The 6,534-nt window shown below is 55.4% G+C and carries 4 protein-coding genes; 2 read left to right on the top strand and 2 right to left on the bottom strand.

The features are described 5' to 3' along the window. Positions 1-155: 155 nt before the first annotated feature. Positions 156-1,769: an amidophosphoribosyltransferase gene (locus tag RMSM_RS17355; RefSeq protein WP_008698928.1), complete on the bottom strand. Its 1,614-nt coding sequence runs from the start codon at positions 1,767-1,769 to the stop codon at positions 156-158. Positions 1,770-2,099: 330 nt separating this feature from the next. On the opposite strand from RMSM_RS17355, the gene proB reads away from it, so the two are divergent. Next, positions 2,100-3,272: a glutamate 5-kinase gene (proB, locus tag RMSM_RS17350; RefSeq protein WP_008698925.1), complete on the top strand. Its 1,173-nt coding sequence runs from the start codon at positions 2,100-2,102 to the stop codon at positions 3,270-3,272. A gap of 516 nt (positions 3,273-3,788) precedes the next feature. Then, complete coding sequence (locus RMSM_RS17340) at positions 3,789-4,946, top strand: esterase-like activity of phytase family protein (protein WP_236622183.1); 1,158 nt, start codon at positions 3,789-3,791, stop codon at positions 4,944-4,946. Between the two features lie 85 nt (positions 4,947-5,031). On the opposite strand, the gene lpxB is transcribed toward RMSM_RS17340, so the two are convergent. Beyond that, a complete protein-coding gene (gene lpxB, locus RMSM_RS17335; RefSeq protein WP_008698922.1) occupies positions 5,032-6,273 on the bottom strand; it encodes a lipid-A-disaccharide synthase in 1,242 nt (413 codons plus the stop codon). Positions 6,274-6,534: the final 261 nt, after the last annotated feature.

Here is a 6,534-nt window from a genome sequence, read left to right as displayed (position 1 = left end):
CTTGGTAACGCTGAACTTGCACGTTGTCATTTCTAACACTCCGAAGCCCCCACCCAGAACTTGCTCCGCTCGTTCTGGCCTCCCCAAAACAAGTTTCGGGGAGGTGAAGCACGCTAAACGTTTCACTTCAAATAGCTTAAAAGCCGCTCAACAGACTAGCTCTGCTGTAGCGCTGCGGCGAGTTGTTCGTAGGTTCGCTTGCTATCGATGTTGCTGCCGCGGTTGTCCAAGGCGATTTGGTAGAGGTGTTGACCACAGTCAGTCGGATAATTGCCGGTCACACAGGCGCGACACAACTTGTCTTCGGGCAACCCAATCGCGCGAGCGATCGCATCGACGGGCAGGTAACGCAGCGAGTCGGCGCCAAGATCGTCCGCCAATCGCTGCTGAGATTCGTCGGTCAATTCGCCATTGATGCCAAAGTATTTCGGTGCGATCAACTGATCGATCGTACTCATGTCGATCCCGTAAAAGCAGGGTGCGACGATCGGCGGGCAGGCGACACGGACGTGGATTTCTTTGGCGCCGCCAACCTCGCGAATCCGGTCCAACAAGACGTTCATCGTGGTACTGCGGACGATCGAATCTTCGACCAAAATCACCGTTTTGCCTTCGAGCACTTCGCGAAGCGGCGTGTACTTCGCTGCCGCCTTGGCCTTTCGCGCTCCGCCGCCTTCGATAAAAGTTCGGCCGGCGTAGCGATTGCGAATCAAACCTTCGCGGCATGGAATCGACAATTCAAATGCCATCGCATCGGCTGCGGCTTTGCTGGTGTCCGGTACCGGCACGATGATCGTGTTTTCGCAATCCAGTGGGACACGGCCGAGGGCGCGTTCGGCACGAGCGAGTTCTTCGCCAAGATGGGTACGACTGAGATAGACGCTTCGATCATCCAACGTGCTAGCAACGTTGGCAAAATAGATCCATTCAAAGAAGCAGTGAGCGGGCGATTTTTCTTCGGCAAAACGCTCGATACGGAATCCGGTTTCGGGATGGACGATGATCGCATGCCCGGGAGCCAAGGATTTGATTTGGTCATCGGAGAATCCGAGGTTCAACAGCGCCACACTTTCGCTGGCCGCGGCAAACAACGGGCCTTCGTTGGCGTAACACATCGGTTTGACGCCCAATGGATCTCGCGCGACGATCATTTCGCCTTCGGCGGTCAACAACGCCAAACTGTAGGCACCGTCAAAACCGGCGGTGGCTTCGCGCAACACATCGATCCAATCCATCCGATCGGTGCTCTGGCTCAATAGCCGACCGAACTCGTGCAAGATGATTTCGGTGTCGGTATCGAGTGACAGATGGTGATCGCCATCGGCCAGCAAGCGTTCTTTCAGCAGGCCGTAATTGGCCAATTGGCCGTTGAAGCAGAAACTGAACCATTTCCGTTTATGAATGTGTTTTCGCTCGAACGGCTGGGCGTAGCTGCGGTCGTCTTGGCCACACGTGGCGTAGCGGACGTGCCCGATCGCGGCGCGGCCCGCCAAGTGCTTCATCAACGATTCGGATTTGGCTCGATGATTCAGCCGAAAAACCTCGGTTACCGTCCCGACGTCTTTGCGAGTCCTCAGAATCGAAGGACGGGCGGGATCGAATGTCGTCATGCCGGCGGCAAGTTGGCCACGATTTTGGATATCCAACAACATTCGAGGCAATAACCGCGAAATGTGGCGTGGCCCATCGGAGGTACACAGCGGGCTTCGACCGCGTCCCGACAGGTGGTAAATGGCAGCAACACCACACTCGTGATGTAATTCGCTCATATCAGATGCTTCGTTCTGAGGTAGATGAAGAGGCGGATGGTTCAGCGAAGAAGCACCGATTTTAGATCAATGCAGCTTCATCAAGTCTACATGAAATGTACGCTGGGCTTCCAAGGTCGTCGATTCCCCAACACAATTCAATCTTCTTGTAGTGCCGCGAGCCTGCTATTTCCTAGTGGAAACGGCAACCCAATCGGCATCCGCTTTTGAAATTTACAAGCAAGATGCAGTCCAAATTGACTGGATGCAGGACTGCAACCTCTATTTCCGAAACCTCCGCAGCCTCGCATCGGCTGCCCATTTAAAAGTCATCAAGGAATCGTTTTTCCGATGAACCAAGCTGAAAACGAGTATTTAGCGCACCGAAAATTTGCGATTCAACGCGCCCGCAGCGTTGTGGTAAAGGTGGGAACGAGGGTTCTCACCACCCCCAGTGGAAAACTTGATCGTGATCGTATCGAAAAACTTTCGGCCCAGCTTTGCCGGATCGCCGACACCGGACGACAAACCGTCATGGTCAGTAGCGGTGCGGTCGGCGCCGGGGTCGGAAAACTCGGTCTTTCCTCACGGCCCAAGGTCGTATCCCAATTGCAGGCAGTCGCCGCAATTGGGCAAACCGACCTGATCCAGGCGTATGAGGCGAGTATCGCGGCAAGGGGACGCCACGCGGCGCAAGTTTTGTTGACCGCATCGGACCTGCGTCGCCGCAGCGCCTATCTGCATGTTCGAAATGCGCTAAGCCGCATCCATGAATATGGCGCGATCGCGGTGGTCAACGAAAACGACTCGGTTGCGGTGCGTGAATTGACCACGACGTTTGGCGACAACGACCGCTTGGCTGCTCGCGTTGCCGGATTGTTGACCGACACCCTGTTGATCATCCTGTCGGATATCGACGGACTGTACGACGGGCCCCCTAACGACCCCAGCAGCAAGCGGATCGAATTAGTTCCCCGCATCGACGAATCGATCCTCAGTCTGGCCAAAGACAAAGTGAGCCACGTCAGCAAAGGAGGAATGACGAGTAAATTGGAAGCCGCCAAGATCGCCGCCTCGCATGGCCACACCGCCATCATCGCCCCAGGGCACGATGACGCGGTGCTAGACAAAATTTTTGCCTGCGAAGACGTGGGGACGCTCTTTTTGCCAACCGAAAAAACGATCAAGGGACGCCGACGTTGGATCGGCGGATCGGCCAAGGTCGAAGGGGTCCTGCATTTGGACGCCGGGGCGGCCAAAGCGGTGTGGGAAAACGGCAAGAGTTTGTTGCCCGTGGGCGTCAAATCCGTCAAGGGAACGTTCAAACGCGGCGCCGTCGTGGCGCTGCACGATCCCCAAGGCAACGAAATCGCTCGTGGGTTGTGCAACTACCGTTCGAGTGAACTCGAAAAGATCCTGGGCAAACCGAGCGACCAGATTGGCGAACTGATTGGCCATTGTCCTTACGAGAACGTGATCCACCGCGACAACCTCGTCCTGACTCGCAACGGCGAATTCGCGTAAAAGCACGTAGGCAGAAATCATTCGGTAAAATCGCGTTGGCGGTTTGGGACAACGCATTGATCGCCGCAACCGGGCGGCCCCGCGCCCAATGCGATCTACTTTGGCAACCACTGGAGATGCTCAAGTAGTGGGATTCGCCAGAATTCCCCTCTTTGCTGGTGAAACACCAGGAACTCTGGCGAGTCTTACTACGAAAGTAGATGGCATTGGGCCTTGCGCCGTTCGGCTAGCAAAGCCACCCCGCTAGCGACAAGACGCTTTGCGGCAGCATTTTGAGCGTCTTCGAGTGAGCCAGCACACTGCCACACCTTCGCGCAATCTTCACACTTCCAACATCTGAATTTCGCCAAGGATTTACATAATCCTGATCGATTTATGGATTGCAGGTTTGGCTTTTTCTTCCTGCGCAAGCATTGAACGATTGTCGATTCAACGCGGCCCTCTGCTATTTCTTGCTGGTAAAAAACAATGGCCCGTAACATGGTTCTGGTTCGATCGATTTTCAGCATCGGAGTTATGGCACTCTGTTTTGGCAGTGCTATCGTCCACGCCGCGACGCCTCAAATCGAATTGGTCGGCAAAGTCGCGATCGATGGCAATCGAAGCGATGCGAGCGGTGACGCCAAACCACTCGAAGACGGATCGCCATCGGATCAATTCGGCGGGCTGTCGGGAATCGAATACAGCGGCACTGGCAACCGATTTTTGTTGCTTGCCGATCGTGGGGCTGGCGATGGCCAAGTCAATTATCACTGCCGCTATCACGAAGCCGATCTGATCCTGGATCAATCGACGGGGAAGATTGCGTTTGAACTGAAGACAACGCGAATGCTAAGCACGCCGACGGGCGAGCCGCTGGTCGGTTCAAACGAAGCTCACGAAAAGTGCTTGAACTCCGCAACGCCTCATCCAACTTGGACCGCGTTTGACCCCGAGAGCGTCCGTCTGCTGCCCGATAGTTCGCTATTGATCAGTGACGAGTATGGACCTCACATCGTCGTGGTGGATCAGTCGGGCCGGATCTCGAACGAATTCACCGTGCCCGACAAATTCCGGTTGCGTGCTGCGGACGATGGCATCTTCACCAAAGGGGTTTATAGCAATCGTGGTTTGGAAGGCATCGCTGTCACTCCGAGCGGCAGCCGCATGATTGCCCTTCCGCAAAGCCCGTTGATCCAAGATGCCGTCATCGAAAACGGATATTGCATCGGCCTGAACTGCCGCTGCGTTGTCTTTGACGGCAATCACAATTGCATCCGCGAGATCGTTTACCAACTCGACAACCTTGCCAGCGGAACGAGCGAAATTCTGGCCGTCGACGAAGATCGCTTTCTTGTGCTAGAGCGTGATAGCAAAGCAGGCCGCGAAGCCAAGACGAAGAAGATCTTCTTGATCGATACCCGCGACGCCTCGGACGTGACCCAAATCGAGTCGCTGCCGAAGACCGAGCTGCCATCGTCGGTGACGCCCGCCCGCAAGAGTCTGTTTATCGATTTGCTCGATCCCCAATTCGGAGTGGGCGGCGAACACGCCCACGAGAAACCCGAAGGTCTGTGCTGGGGACCTGGTTTGGTCGATGGCCGCCGCACGCTTTGGGTGTGCTGTGACAACGATTTCGAGAAGTCGATCCAAACAGAAATCTATTGCTTTGCGATCGACGGTTTGGATCGCTAATCAATCGGGTCGCTGGCGAGTTTGATTGTGAAGGTCGCTGGACGAAAGTCTTGGCGACTTTCGCCACGAGCATGAACGGATGAGATCAGGCGGCGCGGCGGATGCCTTGGTCGCTGCGGCCGGTTACCTTCTCTCCGATCCAAGTGGCTGCTTTCTCGGTCGCACCACCACCTGCATGTTGATGACAAAGTTCGTCGATCGTCTTGAGTGTTTGCCGGTAATAGAATTCATCGTGCAACATCGCACCCACTGACTGCGTCAAAAAATCGACGGCCGGCTGAGTCGATCCGACCGAGATAAATTCGGGAAAGACTTTGCGTGGACTCATTAAGTTTGGCAGCGTGATCGAATCGAGTTTGACGACCATCTTTGCGAACGCATAGAGGAACCGGCCGATGCGATAGGTGACCGCGGCGGGAGTTCGCCGTGCCATCAACTCGAGACTGACCGAACCGCTGACCATCATCGCACACCGCGCTGCTTCGATCACTTCACTGGTGCGATCAACATAGAATTCGATCGGCAAATTGGCATCGGCCGCGGTCAATTGATTGCGGCACCACAAACAGTGGCGATCACGATAGGCGGCGACCAGGAACTTGGCGGACGGTTCGGACTTGGCCAATCGACGAATCGACTCGAGCATCACGGGCCACGTGCGATGCACTTCGTGAGTCCGCGAACCTGGCAAAACGGCCACCAGTTGGTCGCCCGCTTCGGTCTGCTTGGCAAACCTCGCCAACAATTGTTCGTCGAGTTCCGCCAACGCGACCGCGTCAAAAAACGGGTGCCCGACGTACGTGGCCGGAATGTTGTGTTTGGTAAAGTAGCTCTGTTCGATCGGCAGAACGGTTAGCACATGGTCGACCAAACGACGCATCTTTCGGACTCGCCATCCGCCCCAGGCCCACAATTGAGGCGGGCAGTAATAGTAGACGGGGATGCCATAGCGTTTGGCGCGTTTGGCGATGTGCCAATTGAAACCGGGAAAATCGACGAGCACGACCGCGTCAATCTCGCCTGACTTGAAAATCGCTTCGGCTTGATCGGCGAAGCCAAAAAACTCTCGCAATTTCGGCAGAACTTCCAGAATCCCCACCACAGCGTGTTTGGTCAAATCCAATTCGATATCACAACCGGCGGCCTGCATCGCCTCGCCCCCGAAACCGGTCGTTTGGATTTCGGGAAACGCTTGCTTCAAATGGGTGATCAATCGAGCCGCATGTTGATCGCCACTGGGTTCACCAACTGAAAAGAAGATGCGTTTGGACATGTCTTCGGGGGTGGGGTTGGTGATACGAGACGCGTGGGATTTTTCTAGAGACATAGCTAGAAAATTGCGGCATAGCGTCAACGTGGATTTTCGTGAATTGGTATGCAAGCAATACCTTCGAACCACATCCATTAGAACAGGCCGGATCAAGTCGCAATCGCGATGCAGCTCTGGCAGGTCGAACGCGACGCAGAGTTCGCTGCCGCTGCGATGCCGGAACTTCGCACCGCTACGGTCCGGCCTACAATTCTGTGAAAGCAAAAAAACGACCCGGTCAGGGAAATTCCCCGACCGGGTCGTTTAGGTCACGTCTAA

This window comes from Rhodopirellula maiorica SM1, assembly GCF_000346295.1.
GTDB lineage: Bacteria > Planctomycetota > Planctomycetia > Pirellulales > Pirellulaceae > Novipirellula > Novipirellula maiorica.
The sequence above is the reverse complement of the archived record's forward strand: the minus strand, read 5'-3'. Positions and strand labels throughout refer to the sequence as shown.